Origin of the sequence: Neobacillus rhizosphaerae (assembly GCF_937468385.1) — a bacterium.
Taxonomy (GTDB): Bacteria; Bacillota; Bacilli; order Bacillales; family Cytobacillaceae; genus Neobacillus; species Neobacillus rhizosphaerae.
In genome coordinates this window covers 137,002-152,097 of sequence record NZ_CALBWS010000003.1, presented here as the reverse complement: position 1 = coordinate 152,097, position 15,096 = coordinate 137,002, and the positions used below count along the sequence as shown (strand labels likewise).

15 protein-coding genes are annotated in these 15,096 nt (G+C 36.6%); 10 read left to right on the top strand and 5 right to left on the bottom strand.

The window, feature by feature from the left end; genetic code table 11:
• The first annotated feature begins 973 nt into the window (after window positions 1–973).
• The 3 genes from M5A78_RS04890 to M5A78_RS04880 all read left to right on the top strand — a co-directional run bounded on the left by M5A78_RS04890 (window position 974) and on the right by M5A78_RS04880 (window position 4,663).
• The gene (locus tag M5A78_RS04890) at window positions 974–3,367 is read left to right on the top strand and encodes a polyprenyl synthetase family protein (RefSeq protein ID WP_248734155.1); all 2,394 of its coding nucleotides are present in this window, start codon (window positions 974–976) and stop codon (window positions 3,365–3,367) included.
• A 237-nt stretch (window positions 3,368–3,604) separates the two neighbouring features.
• Window positions 3,605–4,138 (top strand): YehS family protein, encoded by a 534-nt coding sequence (locus tag M5A78_RS04885; protein WP_248734154.1) that lies wholly within the window; start codon window positions 3,605–3,607, stop codon window positions 4,136–4,138.
• A 180-nt stretch (window positions 4,139–4,318) separates the two neighbouring features.
• Window positions 4,319–4,663, top strand: a complete 345-nt coding sequence (locus M5A78_RS04880; protein WP_248734153.1) for a hypothetical protein — start codon at window positions 4,319–4,321, stop codon at window positions 4,661–4,663.
• Between the two features lie 187 nt (window positions 4,664–4,850).
• Here M5A78_RS04880 and kynB read toward each other — a convergent pair whose 3' ends face one another.
• The 3 genes from kynB to kynU form a co-directional block, all read right to left on the bottom strand.
• A complete protein-coding gene (kynB, locus tag M5A78_RS04875; protein ID WP_248734152.1) occupies window positions 4,851–5,477 on the bottom strand; it encodes an arylformamidase in 627 nt (208 codons plus the stop codon).
• Between the two features lie 47 nt (window positions 5,478–5,524).
• Complete coding sequence (gene kynA / locus M5A78_RS04870) at window positions 5,525–6,382, bottom strand: tryptophan 2,3-dioxygenase (RefSeq protein ID WP_248734151.1); 858 nt, start codon at window positions 6,380–6,382, stop codon at window positions 5,525–5,527.
• 250 nt (window positions 6,383–6,632) lie between these two features.
• Window positions 6,633–7,922, bottom strand: a complete 1,290-nt coding sequence (kynU, locus tag M5A78_RS04865) for a kynureninase (protein ID WP_406603665.1) — start codon at window positions 7,920–7,922, stop codon at window positions 6,633–6,635.
• Window positions 7,923–8,205: 283 nt separating this feature from the next.
• On the opposite strand from kynU, the gene M5A78_RS04860 reads away from it, so the two are divergent.
• The 6 genes from M5A78_RS04860 to M5A78_RS04840 all read left to right on the top strand — a co-directional run bounded on the left by M5A78_RS04860 (window position 8,206) and on the right by M5A78_RS04840 (window position 11,855).
• Window positions 8,206–9,012, top strand: a complete 807-nt coding sequence (locus tag M5A78_RS04860) for an RQC-minor-1 family DNA-binding protein (RefSeq protein ID WP_248734150.1) — start codon at window positions 8,206–8,208, stop codon at window positions 9,010–9,012.
• A 65-nt stretch (window positions 9,013–9,077) separates the two neighbouring features.
• A complete protein-coding gene (locus M5A78_RS04855; protein WP_248734149.1) occupies window positions 9,078–9,638 on the top strand; it encodes a class I SAM-dependent methyltransferase in 561 nt (186 codons plus the stop codon).
• A gap of 257 nt (window positions 9,639–9,895) precedes the next feature.
• Window positions 9,896–10,306 (top strand): hypothetical protein, encoded by a 411-nt coding sequence (locus M5A78_RS04850; protein WP_248734148.1) that lies wholly within the window; start codon window positions 9,896–9,898, stop codon window positions 10,304–10,306.
• A gap of 368 nt (window positions 10,307–10,674) precedes the next feature.
• Window positions 10,675–10,848 carry a hypothetical protein gene (locus M5A78_RS04845; RefSeq protein WP_248734147.1) on the top strand — a complete coding sequence of 58 codons (174 nt, stop codon included), beginning with the start codon at window positions 10,675–10,677 and terminating at the stop codon, window positions 10,846–10,848.
• A gap of 61 nt (window positions 10,849–10,909) precedes the next feature.
• The gene (locus M5A78_RS24865) at window positions 10,910–11,041 is read left to right on the top strand and encodes a hypothetical protein (protein WP_406603666.1); all 132 of its coding nucleotides are present in this window, start codon (window positions 10,910–10,912) and stop codon (window positions 11,039–11,041) included.
• A 310-nt stretch (window positions 11,042–11,351) separates the two neighbouring features.
• Window positions 11,352–11,855, top strand: a complete 504-nt coding sequence (locus M5A78_RS04840; protein ID WP_248734146.1) for a hypothetical protein — start codon at window positions 11,352–11,354, stop codon at window positions 11,853–11,855.
• 351 nt (window positions 11,856–12,206) lie between these two features.
• Here M5A78_RS04840 and M5A78_RS04835 read toward each other — a convergent pair whose 3' ends face one another.
• Window positions 12,207–12,527 carry a hypothetical protein gene (locus tag M5A78_RS04835; RefSeq protein WP_248734145.1) on the bottom strand — a complete coding sequence of 107 codons (321 nt, stop codon included), beginning with the start codon at window positions 12,525–12,527 and terminating at the stop codon, window positions 12,207–12,209.
• Between the two features lie 451 nt (window positions 12,528–12,978).
• On the opposite strand from M5A78_RS04835, the gene M5A78_RS04830 reads away from it, so the two are divergent.
• On the top strand, window positions 12,979–13,434 hold the full coding sequence (locus M5A78_RS04830) for a hypothetical protein (RefSeq protein ID WP_248734144.1): 456 nt from the start codon (window positions 12,979–12,981) through the stop codon (window positions 13,432–13,434).
• Window positions 13,435–14,192: 758 nt separating this feature from the next.
• On the opposite strand, the gene M5A78_RS04825 is transcribed toward M5A78_RS04830, so the two are convergent.
• Complete coding sequence (locus M5A78_RS04825; protein ID WP_248734143.1) at window positions 14,193–15,047, bottom strand: aldo/keto reductase; 855 nt, start codon at window positions 15,045–15,047, stop codon at window positions 14,193–14,195.
• Between the last annotated feature and the right edge of the window lie 49 nt (window positions 15,048–15,096).

Genomic DNA, 15,096 nt, shown 5'->3' with positions numbered 1-15,096 from the left:
TACTATTACTGGAGTAATCATACTCCCCATATTATACCAAATTGAAATAGGTAGAATAATTGCAATAGATGATAACAAAAATCCGAATATCAAAATTCCTTTTGAGGTTGAACAAATATATCCTTGAATAATAAATATTATTGGGAAGAGTAAATATATTCCTAATAATATATATTTACTTTCAGGAAACATCGAATCTATCCATATAAATGTAAAAATTACAATACTTGGCAAAATTATCGAGAGCAAATTCTTCATAAACATCAATCCTTTCAGTAAAATTTATTCACGGTTATTTCAAACCGAATACTAAATTAAAGCTATTACTTTCTAATTATTATGTAAATAAACCGTTTAGTGTAATTTTACACCAAAAAGGTAAGTTGTCAAATAATATATTGTTAAATATTTTATAATTAAAAACAACAAATTTTACGAAAACAGCCTAATAATTAAACGAATGGAACCCCACTGATAATGAGACAGTGGGGTTCATTTATATTAAATAAAAATATTAATCATTGGTATTATCTCCAAAAAGGATTTTTCCAAAATTATTGGCTTTCACTTTTTGCATGCTGGGTAAATGAGCCTAGTGAAAAAAAGTCAAATCACCTGTTAAGAATATCTCATTAAACGGAAGCTGAATTTGATTTTGAGGATATAAAAATGAATATAAATTTAGAAATTGAAGACAAGTTATGGAAAATTATAGATGGTAATAAAGGTGTTATTTTAGCGTATACATATATTTTAATAGTTTAAAGGAAAATGTTTGTTAAAATATAGGATGTACATGTATTTTTAGTGATGACCTTAACGGATGTTTTAATGTGTGTGGTGGTTTTATTTATGATTTTTCATTAGGATTTCGTTTGTCAATCAATGATTGGGATAATGCTTGGATAATTAATCTCCGTTTGGTTTATATCGCGAAACATATATATAAGAAACCATTAAGTAGAGGTAATGTATGTATAGTATGAATGAGCAATTAATAAAAAATGCCGATGCATGCTATCAGCTGGCTGAGCAGAAGGCTGCTGATTATTATCAATCACTTTATCTCCAGGTCATGCAAAAGACCTATGTCCCGGCCTTAACAAAAGATATTCAATCGTGGAAACACAACCATATTCATCATCATCGATTATTATCCTTTTTTTCACGTAGAAAGGGAAAACCTGATTCCCAGGGATATCACAATTATATCAAATGGCTGGATTCCACAGGCAAACTAGATAATTACCTGGATCGAAGCATCTCCTATATTTTCATGCGGGACCTGGGTAAAGCCCTGGACTCACCTGACACACAGACCAGGGTGCGGCGTGTCGTTGACAGTTTAAAAACTCATCTGATTCATTCCAATGGACCAGACCACGGAGACAAAATGCAGACGATGAGCATGGCCGGGTTGTACCGGTGGGCCCAGAAGGAAGGCATTGAAGCCACCATGATCTGGGTGGTAAATAAACTTAAGATTGTTTCCACCCATATTCCAAAGGAGATGGATGCTGAGCAAGCCCAGCGAAAACTTATTAAAATCATTGCTGGGGTAATAATGCACGTGGTTGAAGAAATGGACAATGAAATAACACCTGAAGAACGTACTCAGAAACTGGATGAAGCGATTAGGCTCGGCTATTCCTATGGTCTGACCTATCCCTTCATTGACGATCTTCTAGATGCTAACGTCTTGTCCGCTAAAGAGAAAAAACAATATTCCAATTTGATACGTACCACCCTTATCACCGGATCTGTACCAGAATTGGGTGAGTGGACAGGAAAAAACATGGATTTGATCCGATATATTCATTTGGAACTCCGAGATGCCTTTAAGTATATTAAGTCCCATCAACGACGCGATACAAGAAAAAATTTTTTCGAGCAATCCTATGTGTTTTTTCATTCTCAGGAAGTGGACCGTGTAAAGGATCTATCCAATGCAAATTACACAAATGAAGAGCTTTATATACCGATCATTTTAAAATCCTCTTCTTCCCGATTGATTGTCCGTTCCGTCATCAGTGCTCCTGCGGATGAGGGCTTTGACAACCGAACATTCTTTTATGGAATTTACAACCAGCTGGCGGACGATTTTGCAGATATGTTTGATGACATGAAGGAGGGGGCCGTAACACCGTATACCTATTATATGAAATATCATGATAAGCGTCAGGATCTTATCAACCCCTTTGAATTATACTGGACGGTCATCTCCCATCTGATCCATAACGTGTTCCACTCAGATCCCAAGACCTGTGAGGTGATTCTGGATCGTGCCATAAATGGTCTAAAACGATTTAAAGAACGAATGGGAAAGGTAAAATACAACGAAGTGATGGAGCTATTTGCATCTGGAAATCCGGAATTCAATCGTGTCATCCAACATATGGTTCAAAAAGCAGATGATGTGGATTTCTTTGATAAACTGATTCGGGACCATATGATTACCATTATGAAAAATGAACGGAAGGAACAGGAGGACTTTTTAGATACGATTGAAAACGTACGCATTCAGATCAATAACATCTTAAATATCCCTCAAACCGAGAATGTTTCTCTGATGAAAGAGCCAATTATTGATGCTGCCAATTACAGTCTGGAAGGCGATGGAAAGCGATTGAGGCCAATAATCACTTGGGTTATGGGCACGAGCGGATATGGATTAAAAAGTTCAGCAATCGTGCCACTTTTGAGATCATTGGAATATATGCATACTGCATCCCTAATCTTCGATGATCTGCCATCCCAGGATAATGCGTCCACCCGTAGGGGGCATCCAACCCTACATCAGGTGTATAATATTGCCATTGCTGAATTAACGGGTCTCTTTCTGACCCAGAAGGCTATTGAGGAACAAGCATCTCTTGACCAGTTCGATGCGAAAACAGTGCTTAAGTTGATTCAATATTCCGCTCAAACGACAGAGGTTATGTGTAGGGGACAGGCAATGGATCTGGATTCCATAGGGAAACCTTTGACACTGGAACAATTGAATAAGATGTGCTTTTATAAAACGGGAAAAGCATTCGAAGCTTCTCTCATCATGCCTGCCATTCTCGCTCATGCAAAAGAGTTCGAAATGGAAGCTTTGAAAAAATTCGCCCATCATGCAGGGATTGCGTTTCAGATTAAGGACGACCTGCTTGATGTTGAAGGAGAGCTGAACTTACTCGGAAAACCGATTGGCAAAGATGCTGAAAACAACCATTCGACGTTTGTGTCCATCCTAGGTTCTGATGGTGCTAGAATAGAGATGTGGGAACATTACTGTCTTGCAATGGAATCGTTGCAAGAGGTGCCGCGCAATACCTCATTTCTGAAGCATTTAATGAATTATATTGTGAACCGGGACCATTAAGAGTTTGTCATCCCTAAAAATAGAAGTTCCGGTGCCACGCATCGGATTTTCTTGTTTCACAACGATGTTCCACATAACTCTTTATTGGGTTTACTCATTTTCCAATCATAAACTCTTCATTCCGGTTCTGTACAAATGGGAGCCTTGGTGATATTATTTAACATTTTAAGGATTTAAATTTTTGGAGAATAATCTTTGAGTGCTTTGCAAGTAGTCAATATTTTTGGAGGATTAAAGATGAACATGAATAATAATGATATATTAATTCGATTGAGATATGCTCTAGATATAAAAAATACAGATATGGTAGAGATATTTAAACTTGGAGACATTGAGGTAACAAAAGAAGAACTGCTAAAGATCCTCAAAAAATCTAAGGACAGCTACCAGAATGAAGTTGGCAATGATGGTGATATAGATGAAGATGAAGAGAATATACTATGCACGAATTTCATGTTGGAGTCATTTTTAAATGGCCTAATTATCTTTAAAAGAGGTAAACAAGATTCAAAACCAGGACAACCTGAAAGACCAGCAATGTCTATAAAGGATAATGGAAGTGTTAATAATGTATTGCTAAAGAAATTGAAAATAGCACTATCATTAACAAGTGAGGATATGCTTGAAATATTAGAAGAAGCAGGAGTCCTGATAACAAAAGGTGAATTAAGCGCTTTATTAAGAAAAGAAGGACATAAGAATTATAAAGTGTGTGGTGATAGATACGCTCGGAATTTCTTAAAAGGATTAGCAATACAATATAGGGATTAACCGAATACTTAGATATAGTTACTAAAAACAGATGTAAACCTTTATGCAAAATAATAATTCAGCGTAGCGGTATCACCTTTCTATCAAAGCGCATGAGGAGTGCGTTGTTTTTATAGAGCGCAAAAAGCTTGATGATGAATGCCCGCACACTCGTTACTTTAGTGATGAGGAGTGCGTCTTATGGCGACATTATATAATGATCGATTCTTTGTTGTTATTGATATTTTGACGGAAAAACCGCTGGATGTCATTGTTTATGATCCAATTGCTATCCCGCCTAAAAAAGGGGAAATCGTCATGGGGACACTAATCCCATTAGGAGGAGGATTATTTTTCCCAATTGTTGATTTTTATCATTTCGATTATGAGGCAAGAGAAGCTATGGCCAGTTGCTTACACCACCACTATGACGAATATTTAAAAAATTCTACTATACAAGAGGCGTTTATCCACGTACTTTCTGTTATGTTGCAAATCGAAAGCATCATCTTCATCGATAATCAGGAAAAATCACCTTCAAAATAAATTCTCCTATTAGACAAAATTCCTCACTACCATTCATGATTAATACCGTCATTGTATTATTAGGTAAATGATCTAGTAAATTGAGTTAGTCCCCAGGTGAACTAAAGTCCTAACGCACCTGAGGACTGACCCCATTTTTCCTCACAGCATGCTGGCATGAAATAAGACCTTAACAAATTGTTAAGGCCTATTTTAATTTCCTTATCACGGCACGGACTGGACTTCCATCTGCCTCCACTAACGGGAGTGGGAGGGCTGCTAATTCATAATCTCCTGGCGCAACATCGTCTAATACCAGTCCTTCTAAAATATGAATGCCGTAACGATTTAGTTCATGATGGGCAGATAGATCTTTACTATCTAATGGATCAACGGATGGTAAATCAAGGCCAAGAAGCCTAACTCCAAGCTCAGCAAGATATGCCGCTAACGCTGGTTCAATCGGAGGGATTGAGTCAGGAAACACTTGTCGCTCCTGCCATGCATCCGTGCGAATTATCAGACGGGTTACGTTTTCTATATCCATCCCGGCTAATTCCTTAACACCGATGCTCGTCACATTTGGTACATGAATAACAAGCGCCGGCCCGATATACAAATTAATATCAAGTTCATTTACTCTTTTTCCATCATTATCAAAATGAAAAGGCGCATCAATGTGGGTGCCCGTATGAGTACTCATCGTCATCTGACCCACATTGACTGATCCGCTATCTTCTTTGCTCCAGCTCACTTTGTAGCTGAAAGGTGTATCTCCCGGCCAGACAGGAATCTGATTTTCCAGCCGCTGCGAAATATCCATCCATTTATTCATTTTTGTCAACAGCCTCCTACTCCTCTAGTTTTTGTGAGTTAAGTTTATTAAAGCTTTGTTCGAAGACTCAAGAGCTCTGGGAAAAAATGGTGGTCGAGAACTCTTTTTAGATAGTTTACCCCGGAAGAGCCGCCTGTCCCTTGCTTATTCCCGATGATTCTTTCTACCGTGGACATGTGATTAAAGCGCCAGAGCTGCTGTTGATTACCTATGTCTACCAGTTTTTCTGCTAGTTCATATAAATCCCAATATTTTTCGGTGTTTCGATAAACGGTCAGCCACGCCTCCTCGACACTAAGATTTGGCTCATAGCTTTGAGACCAATCCCGGTTTAGAACTTTTTCATCAACAGGTAATCCATGGGTGGCGAGTGCTGAGAGGGCTGCATCATAAATACTTGGTTCATGAAGGGACTTCGTCAAGGATTCAAATAGATCATCCTGATGTTTATAAACCGCTAGGGTGTGAGCATTTTTTTGACCTAAAGCAAACTCAATTTGGCGGTTTTGAAAGGATTGGAATCCGGATGAATGCCCAAGCTTATGACGAAACTGCATATAATCAGCCGGGGTCAAGGTAGTAAGAACGTTCCATGACTGGATTAACTGCTGTTGAATTCTTGAAACACGCGACAGCATTTTAAATGATGGTTCCAAATCGTTACGAAGAATACTCTGAATGGCGGCATGCAACTCATGCAGAATAAGCTTCATCCATAACTCGCTCGTTTGATGAATGATGATAAACAGCATTTCATCGTGGTGATTCGAAAGTCGCTGCTGACTTGATAAAATTTTATCAAGGTGAAGATAATCACCGTAAGACATCTCTTTTTGAAAATTGGTTTGAATCGCTTTTTCCAGCCCGGAAGCCTTGTTTTGCGCACTGTTGTCTAAGTTCTCCATAAATTCATCCTCCTATTTTATAAGTCAATAATATTTGTCTCATTGGTTTGCTGAATACTAGATTCGAAGCTTTCTTATATTCATAAAAAGGTGTGCCATGGGATTCCGAACTGAACCAATATCTTAAAATCGGTAACCCAAGTCGTAAGCATTAAACTAACGAGATGAAGGGCCCCGATGATTGTTAAATAAGTAAAACTAATCATTTTTACCGGCTGCTAGACGGCTTCTGCATTTCTAAAAATAAATGTCACGCAACGACCTCACGTTCATTGGCAAACTTCTCAAACTGCTTTTCCTTCATAATGACTTTGAGAGTTTGGACTACCTTCCAAACCTCTTCGTAGGTACTATAAAGGGCTACAGGGGCCAGGCGGATGATGTTTGGTGCCCGGAAGTCAGGAATAATCCCGTTTTCTTTCAAGGACTTGCAAATGCGTGCGGCTTCACTATGTTCAAGACTGACATGCCCGCCGCGGCGGATATTCTCGCTAGGATTCCCGATGACAAAATCCATATCCACTAACTCATGTTTAATAAGATCCATCAAATATTGATTGATGTGCAGGGACTTTTGCCGAATATTTTCAATGCCGGCTTCTGCAAATATTTCTAAAGACCCAATTAAGGGGGCAAGACTTAATACATGCGGTGTGCCAATTTGATAAGCCGCAGCTGTATCCGCCGGTGTAAAGGTATGCTCAAGGTCAAACTGTTTATCTTTGCTCGATCCAAACCATCCAGCTAAACCAGGAGACCTTCCGAAATGTTTACGATTAACATACAACCCACCGACAGCACCAGGCCCGCCGTTTAAATATTTGTAATTACACCAATAAGCAAAGTCAACGTCCCAATCAGTGAATGAATGAGGAATGGCGCCAATCGAATGGCAGGCGTCAAAGCCGATTAAGATATTTCGCTTATGTGCCTCATCTGTCAATCGTCTGATATCAAGTATTTGCCCGCTGCGGTACAGTACGGTTGGCAGGATAATCATTGCTACCTCTTCGGTCATCGCTTCGATAATATCATTCTCTTCTATTAATCTCCCATCCTGACTTTTTACACGAATAAGATGAACATCGGGATCAAGTCCATGGTTGTGCAGTTGGCTTTTTAGGGCATAGATATCACTGGGAAAGTTTAATTCATCTGCTAAAATTTTTGTCTGCGATCCTTTTGGACTATAAAAAGTCGCAACAAGTTGATGGAGATTGATGGTTGTGGAACCGCTTGCAATTACCTCTTCAGCAGAAGCTCCCACGAGCGGAGCCATCATTTTCGCTAATTTTTCTGACAGGAAAAACCAAGGCTGCTCTCCTTTTGTCCAGCCGTCGATTCCATAATCCTTCCAATCTTGAAGGGTATTTAACAGTGTCCGTTCCGCTCGTTTCGAAAGCAGTCCTAAGGAATTCCCGTCCATATAGATGGAATTAGGATTTATATAAAACTCTTCACGAAACCGAGCAAGTGAATCATTCTTGTCCAGTTGTTTGGCAAAATCCAGTGTTGGCAGAAAATTTTCTGAGCCCACCATTATCATCCCTTTCTTTTGGATATATTTTCAAGGGAAATCATAACAAGGAATATGACTTCGCGTCAATAATTTAATTCAGAAAACTCTTGCAATTCTTGTGGATATATTATGCAGTAGATTATGCCATATACTATAACTTTTGATGGGGTAGAAAGCATTTGTGGAATATAGAAACTTGAAATTGTAGGGTAATATACATAATCCTTTTATAAAAATTTATTCATGGCTATACTTGTAATAGGTTGAGGTATGACGAATTGTTTTTATAAATGGGGGAGAAGTGATGGGTAAAAAAAGAAATCGAGTAACATATGAGCTTAATGCAAACGGGATTAAGTCTTTGCCAACCAATGAAATAAAAGTCATTTTGCGAGGGGCAGATGATTTGATCATGAGTGGCGGCCGTGCTATGCTTGCCAAAATCTTGGCGGGCTCGAAAGATAAAAAGTTATTAGAGCTAGAATTGAACTACAGTCCTGTATATGGAGCATTTAATGGGGTTTCGCAAAAAGAGATTCTCGCAAAAATAGACTGGATGATTCTTCATCAATATCTAGCAATCGAATATAATGGTAAACTTCCACTACTTGTCTTTACCGATAAAGGCTGGGAAATTGAACGCGAGACCTATGCTAATGAATTAATGGAAAAGCTTCTTGCTGCTGCTGAAAATAGAACATATGAATTTGTTGAAACATTAAAAGACCGGAACCGCGGCCTGATTCTTCTTTTATTAGATAAGATTGCAGAATCAGGCAATAAAGAGCTCATTACCATATTGGATGCGTGGCAAATGATTGAGGTAAAAAAAGTCAGGACAAACATCCAAGAAGTTATTGATTTATTGGAAAAAGTAGAAGATGAACCTAAAATAAATGATAATCAAGAAGTGATCTCTTTTTCCGCAAATAAGAAATGGATTTCTATTCCTATAGAAATCCGTAGAAAGCTTGAGCGGAATGTTTGGTGCGTTTCTTGTGGAGATGTCGTTCAAATTGAAAGATACACTGTTAAAGATTTATCAACTGGCATTGTTTTAGAAGGAAAATGTAAAAAATGCGGCGGTGATGTGGCAAGAGTTATTGATTAAAAATAACAGCACGGCTCGAAATTGGAGTGGATTATTATGAACAAACTATCACAGGGGATTTTCAAATGAACACTAGAATGAAATGGAATTCGAAACATAAAGAACGTGTGTGTGAACAGAAGGACCCTGTACCGAATCCCAGGTTAGAAAAACTAATTGATTTTCTAAATGGAGGGACAGCACTTGATCTTGCTTGTGGACTGGGCGGAAACAGTTTATTTCTTGCTCGCATGAACTATCAAGTCCAGGCTATTGATATTTCGGATGTCGCTATAAACTATATTCAGGAACTGGCAACTAACAATAAACTTAAAATCCACCCAAGAGTATACGACCTAACAAAATGGAATGATCTTAATTGGCAAAACAGTTCATTTAACTTAGTTGTCATTACTTATTACCTTGATCGCTCACTTTTTCATATAGTAAAAAACATGATAAAAGAGAATGGTTATTTTTTTATGGAAACCTTTTATCAGTCACCGCAGACCGAGAATCTGCGAGTATCTAATCAATATAAGCTGCATCCTCAAGAGTTGTTAGTTGAATTTAGAGATTGGACAGTTCACTTTTTTGAAGAAAATGAGCAAGAGGGACGACAAACGATATTTTGTCAGAAATGTTAGCTTTGATTCCTATTCAGGAACAGGAAGGAAACTAGAACCATTCCTGAGAAATCTATTTGCAGTTAATATTTTTTCACAGGGAATTTATGGGCAAATGGTGAGGACTTTGAATTTTGGATTATTTAATTTGCATAAGAACCTTAACTAGAAAGCTAGGATTTAACCTATCCTGGCTTTTCGGGTTTTCAAAAACGGAATACACAATTGTATTTGTTTCACATAAAATAAAGCAAAATTTAGTTCCGGGGTTGGTAGGCATGGATTATTCAAAACAAAAGAACCATAACCAAAAAAATTCCAGCAATAAAAAAAGCAATAAAATTTTAGAACTGGAAAAAGAGGTACTATTAGGGCTTTGGATTCAAGTATTGGGCCAAATCCTTGAACTTAAAGCTTTATCGTCGCTTTTTAAGTTAGAGGAAGATGCCAATAGATTCGGTGAACAACAAATTTTGACAGGGGTTTGGATTAGGACGATTGGGCAAATACTAGAGGCCGTATCTGTAACAAGGCAAATAGGAGAAACGGATTTATTAAAACTTCTCCAAGAACAAAAACTTGCTATCACCGGTGATTTGCTTGTTTCAATAGGTTCCGCTTATGAAGTAATCGGAGGTATTCATGTACTTGAAGAGGAAACATTCAAAATTCCTAGAATAGTTCCATAAGGTCCAGTGCCTGTACGGGTACCACTCCGTTTTGGATTTTTAAGATTATTGCCAATAAGAATTATTATTACATGTAGAGAGCCAATAGCCCAGGACAATGATGTCGTGGATGGGTTCTGAAGGAACACATTTTGATGATGAAGCAAATAAAATAGGTGCTACTTGAAAATGTTGTCCTTTTTTCTTTACGATATTTTCGACAATTTTTAAATCTACCCTAATAATATTGTTTCTTCCTCAGATTCATTATTGATCATCCCTTCTGGGCCACAACTAGAAAATGTTTTTAACATGTTCTTTTTTAAAATTGGATAGTTTGGACAAGACTTTTAAGGTAGGGGTGATTATGATAAGGAGGAGACATACTTATGAATAAACCTTTTGATTATCCGGAAATTTACTATAACGAAGTCATTTTATATTTAGAAACCAAATGGGAGCGTCGATTAAGTGACCACGAACGACATGTTCTTATTGAAGGTTACCGATTTGGCAGGATGATTGAAGCAGAGACTGAAATCAATAATACTAATTGTTACTAATTGAGATTACATATTTGTTTCATAGATGAGGGTCTGTTAATAAAATGGTTCAGCACCGGACATAGCGGGAAAAGGGATAGCAAATCCACTTGCTGCTATTTGGTCAGTCAGCCAAATATTTGACTATCTGAATATGAAGATATTGGAAGAAAATACTTGTTGCCATAGAAAAAATCTTGGAAGAAAACGGTAGGCTTACCCCGGATTTAGGAGGTGGAATCAGTCCTACTGTAGTTATAGGAAATCGTGTTTCAAAAATAGTTTGCGATTTGTGGGTTACAATTGTTAAAATAGCCGATTTACCATCGAATATTAAACAACAGCTTAAATAGTTTTATATATTTTTATAGAAGAAAGATGGGATTTGGTTATATAATGATAGGAAAAATGTGATTTTTATACAAAAAGGGGTCAATCTGTCGAAAACTCATAAAGGGATCGGCCCTATATCCATTAACTGTCTGTAAGCGAATAGATGAAACAACTTTATGGGGGAACGGTATATGGTAGTTGTAAAATCAGTGAAATTTGATGGTGAGAGTATCCATGTATTTAAAAACGCGATCTATATCTTTGAATCAAATTCGGGATTCACTTTAGAATTGGATATGATTGTCAGTGAGGTTGTGGTGAAAAAATATAAAAAGGAAGATAACCTCATTGTTGAAATAGAATTAGAAGATGGTAGAATCATCAATTCCATTATGAATGTAAAAATCTTGCAAGGTGGATTGCCACAGCTAAATTTATTATGTGAGCTTGAAGACACTCAAGAGTATGAAGATTTCGATAGGGTGAACGAAAATGATTCATGGTTTCCGAATATAGAAGAAGGCATCACATTAGATGAAATAAGAAAAGTGGAAATGCCTAATGAAGAAGTTAGGTTAAAATTAAAACTGCCAATCGACCAGGTCGATTGGCTGAAAAATCAAAAAAGGAAAGCTTTGAATGAAATGTTCAAAGAATTTATTTATGACTATTGGAAAAAAGAGAATACTAAATGAATTTGACGCTTTTTTCCAAACTTTGAAATGAAGTATGCATCAGGTAAAAAACCCCTATTCAAATAATAGTGCTTCTAATAAGGAAAACTGTGCTTTACACACTTATCGTTTTAAAAATCATATGATTCAAAAGTCTATTGTTCGAATAATAAAGGTAATAATAAAAAAGAATTTCATTCGAGTATAGAAAATCTCGTCTAAGTGTTCTTTTAATTAAATACCGGGTAAACATTATATGGAACAAGAAAATACGGGGTGTACAGGCACCCCGCATTAATACAGTAGTTACAATTTTAATTAAATTTAAAAACCAATAATGATATGATATTTAATTTATTTAATTTATTTGCACTAAATAAACAAAGTTCCTGAAACCATAAAACTGAAAATTGAACCTATGATTAAACCTGCAGCTGCAAAAAACAATAATATTGCACCGTGGATTTTATTTCTATCATGATAAGTCAAAAACCCCATGATTAATGCTCCAGCCCCAAACAGAAGTGGAATAAAAAGAAGGGAAATAAAGAAGAATAGCCAACCAAACATAGGATAGGCAATTCCCAGCTTCTTGTCTGAAGAAAGTTCTTCATTTTTAATGGTTAATCCACCGCAATTATGACAAACATTAGTGTTTACAACTTCGTAAGAACCACTTTGTGAATTATACATTTGATTCACTCCATTTCATCATTTCTTAATTTTTCGTGACAGTGACAGAAAATAATTTAAATAAGAAGGGATATTGAACAACACAAGTTATGGAAGGCAAAGGAACACAACGGAATCAACTATTAAGAATATACTGAATATTATAATTTTATTTATAATATTACCATAATATAAATAAAATTCAAGTAATATGAAAGGAAAAAATCGGAAAATCCTCAAGCAATACAAAACTAAATGTCTATAATGAGTAAACATCCTATACTCCCTCAGGAGTTTTGATAAACTGTTTTATTTTCTTCATGAGAAATTAAGATGCTGCATTGTTTAAATTGAAATAAATAGTAAAGAAACTTTAAAAAGAACTTGATATGGTTTAAAAAATGTCCAGTATAGATTAAAAGATGTAAAGATAATAGTATGAAATCGTCTAATTTTTAAAGGAGGGATAGTGTTGCGAAACATAATAAGTCTGTTTTTCGTCTTCATACTCGGGTTTATTTTCCTTATTAGTACAACTTATGCGAAATGGGCATATGCTTTTGTTGTCTATGATGGTAACACTTATATTGTTTCGGAAACTCATATTGAAACCAAAGAAATCGATAAGAAGATAGGTGAGGTTACTAAGTATTCAGACAACGAAGGTACTTATAGTGGTAATTTTTCAAATAAATTTCCCAAAGGCACTGAATACTATGCAATCAAAGGTGTTAACATAAATGATGCAATTGCAGTTAAGGAAAGCGAAAAATCATTTATAAAAGCTAACTATGACGGTAAATATGCTGGTAGCGGTGAACAAGGTGACAGCGAATATAATTGGAATAATTTATTACAATATATTGTTGGAGTAATTTTGTTGTTTGGCATCATTTATTTGTTCTTTAAAAAAAGAAATAGCCGATAATAAGCTAAAAAGGATGTCAAATGACATCCTTTTTCTTATTTTATTTGTTCCTAATACCTGCCAATTTTAATGTCAAAATATTGTCAAATTAGATTTTCCACCTTCTAACTGAATCTGTTACCATTTTATGTTAAGTCTCTTTTTTTATAGAATGTTGTTTTTATTGAAATTTAAGGACAATTTGACAATTACTCTTCGATTCGCTGATATATCATAAAATTCGCTGAGGTAGAAGGGTTCTACGTAGGCATTCTCCCGAATAAAGAGAGCAAAAGCCGAAGTAGAAGGGTCCTACGTAAGCTTACACCGAAAAATGAGAGGAAAAGTCGATGTAGAAGGGTTCTACGTAGGCATTCCTCCGAAAAAAGAGAGGAAAGTCGATGTAGAAAGATTCTACGTAGGCACTCTCCTGAAAAAAGAGAGCAAAAGCCGATATAGAAAGGTTCTACGTAGGCATTCTCCCTAAAAAAAAGAGGAAAAGTCGATGTAGAAGGGTTCTACGTAGGCATTCTCCCTAAAAAAAAGAGCAAAAGTCGATGTAGAAAGGTTCTACGTAGGCATTCTCCCGAAAAAAGAAAGCAAAAGTCGATGTAGAAGGGTTCTACGTAGGCATTCTCCCGAAAAAAGAGAGCCAAAGCCGATGGAAGGGTTCTACGTAGGCTTACACCGAAAAAAGAGAGGAAAAAAATCCCCATCCTAATCAAAGGTATTGGGGAATTTAGTAAGAAAAGCAACAGTATTTGCCAAACCAGCATATTTTAAAAATTAAAATTGTCCGGATCTGCTCCGTATCGATTGTTTTCGTTCAGTGCATTTATTTTCTCCATATCGCTTTCTCTAAGGACAAAATCAAAGATATTCGCATTTTCAATAATACGGCTTTCCTTAACCGATTTTGGGATGGTGACAATTTCATTTTGCAGATCCCAGCGCAAAATGACTTGGGCTGTTGATTTATTGTGACTAGCGGCAATTTCTTTTAAAACAGGATGTTCAAGGAGCCTGCCTTGCCCAAGTGGAGCCCAAGCTTCAATTTGGATTTCCTGTTTCTTGCAAAAATTGCGAAGTTCAGACTGAGCTAAAAGGGGATGTAATTCAACCTGATTGACCATTGGTTTAATCTCTGCCACTGACATTAGGTCCTCTAGATGGTTGATATTAAAATTACTAACACCAATTGCCCGAATGCGGCCATCTTTATATAGTTTTTCGAGAACCTTCCATGTTTGTTTATACTTTCCTTTTACGGGCCAGTGGACTAAATATAAATCGACGTAATCAAGCCCAAGCTTTACTAAGCTCGTTTCAAAGGCTTCTAATACTGAATCATTTCGCTGATCCGAATTCCATACTTTTGTTGTAATGAATAGTTCTTCACGGGGAACCCCGGATTCTTTAATGGCCTGCCCAACACTATCTTCATTTTCATAAAGGGCTGCGGTATCAATGCTTCTATAACCAGCTTTAATTGCAGATTTAACGGATTGAAGCGCCTCTTCACCTTCCTGAACTTTATAAACGCCAAGTCCAAACCAAGGCATTTTGACTCCATTATGTAAAGTGGTTGTATCATGTAAGCTTTTCAAACTATACTCCTCCTTTTTGATTTTCATAACTATAAGTATAGTACCTTCTGTACTCTTTTCCTAACATGATGCTGCC

Bases quoted from the DNA above. Each gene is read 5' to 3' on its own strand.
- M5A78_RS04890 (WP_248734155.1), top strand. From the start codon at position 974: ATGTATAGTATGAATGAGCAATTAATAAAAAATGCCGATGCATGCTAT.
- M5A78_RS04885 (WP_248734154.1), top strand. From the start codon at position 3,605: ATGAACATGAATAATAATGATATATTAATTCGATTGAGATATGCTCTA.
- M5A78_RS04880 (WP_248734153.1), top strand. From the start codon at position 4,319: ATGGCGACATTATATAATGATCGATTCTTTGTTGTTATTGATATTTTG.
- kynB (WP_248734152.1), bottom strand. From the start codon at position 5,477: ATGAATAAATGGATGGATATTTCGCAGCGGCTGGAAAATCAGATTCCT.
- kynA (WP_248734151.1), bottom strand. From the start codon at position 6,382: ATGGAGAACTTAGACAACAGTGCGCAAAACAAGGCTTCCGGGCTGGAA.
- kynU (WP_406603665.1), bottom strand. From the start codon at position 7,922: ATGGTGGGCTCAGAAAATTTTCTGCCAACACTGGATTTTGCCAAACAA.
- M5A78_RS04860 (WP_248734150.1), top strand. From the start codon at position 8,206: ATGGGTAAAAAAAGAAATCGAGTAACATATGAGCTTAATGCAAACGGG.
- M5A78_RS04855 (WP_248734149.1), top strand. From the start codon at position 9,078: ATGAACACTAGAATGAAATGGAATTCGAAACATAAAGAACGTGTGTGT.
- M5A78_RS04850 (WP_248734148.1), top strand. From the start codon at position 9,896: ATGGATTATTCAAAACAAAAGAACCATAACCAAAAAAATTCCAGCAAT.
- M5A78_RS04845 (WP_248734147.1), top strand. From the start codon at position 10,675: ATGAATAAACCTTTTGATTATCCGGAAATTTACTATAACGAAGTCATT.
- M5A78_RS04840 (WP_248734146.1), top strand. From the start codon at position 11,352: ATGGTAGTTGTAAAATCAGTGAAATTTGATGGTGAGAGTATCCATGTA.
- M5A78_RS04835 (WP_248734145.1), bottom strand. From the start codon at position 12,527: ATGTATAATTCACAAAGTGGTTCTTACGAAGTTGTAAACACTAATGTT.
- M5A78_RS04825 (WP_248734143.1), bottom strand. From the start codon at position 15,047: ATGAAAATCAAAAAGGAGGAGTATAGTTTGAAAAGCTTACATGATACA.